The sequence below is a fragment of the Streptomyces odontotermitis genome, assembly GCF_050510915.1.
Taxonomy (GTDB): Bacteria; Actinomycetota; Actinomycetes; order Streptomycetales; family Streptomycetaceae; genus Streptomyces.
On sequence record NZ_JBNJLS010000058.1, the window covers coordinates 1 to 886 of the forward strand.

The following is an 886-nucleotide window of genomic DNA, read 5'->3' on the forward strand; positions in this document are numbered from 1 at the left end:
GAGCCTTTTCCAAGCTGGCGGTGCTGACCGCGAGTTGGACAGTCCTGCGCAACGACGAAGCTCCTGGTAGACGGGTTCTCGACCAAGATCACCCATGTCCGCCAGGAGCTTCGCGTGCTTGTCTACCCGTCCGCGATCGATCTGTCCACCCGCACCCTGCGGCTCCTGACCGGGCAACTGACCTCCAGGCGGCGGGAGATCGGGACACGGTGGCGGCGCCTTCCCGCTCATCGCCAGGCCCTGCTCGCCCTCGCTCATCTACGGTGCGGTGACACGTACGCCCAGCTCGCCGCCGGGTTCGGCATCGGAATCGCCACCGTCTGCCGCTACATACGCGAGGCCGTCGACGTCCTGTCCGCCCTCGCCCCGTCCCTGGCCGACGCGATGGAGACGATCCGGGCGAAGGCGTTCGTCATCCTCGACGGCACCTTGCTGCCGATCGACCGAATCGCTGCCGACACCCCCTACTACTCGGGGAAACACAAACGCCACGGCATGAACGTGCAGGTTCTCGCCGATCCGTTCGGGCGGCTGCTGTGGGCCTCGCCCGCGCTGCCCGGCTCGACTCATGACCTGACTGCCGCGCGACAGCACGGGATCATCGAGGCTCTCGCGGATGTGGGGCTCAGATGCTGGGCGGACAAGGCGTATCAAGGTGCCGGCGGACCCGTCCGGGTACCGTTTCGGGGCCGTCGTCTCAAGAGGTGGAAGCGCCGCCACAACAGCAGTCACGCCAAGATCCGCTGCCTCGGTGAACAGGCCATGGCCACTCTGAAGGGCTGGCGCCTCCTGCGGAAGCTCCGCTGCAGCACCAACCGGGTCACCGACGTCGTGAGGGCCGTCCTCGTCCTTCACCACGCATCAGCGTGAGGATGGAAAACGCTCA

General features: G+C 66.8%; 1 protein-coding gene. It reads left to right on the forward strand.

What is annotated here, in order from left to right; genetic code table 11:
* Positions 1-114 precede the first annotated feature (114 nt).
* Positions 115-870 carry a transposase family protein gene (locus ACQB60_RS45730; RefSeq protein ID WP_496932039.1) on the forward strand — a complete coding sequence of 252 codons (756 nt, stop codon included), beginning with the start codon at positions 115-117 and terminating at the stop codon, positions 868-870.
* Positions 871-886 lie beyond the last annotated feature (16 nt).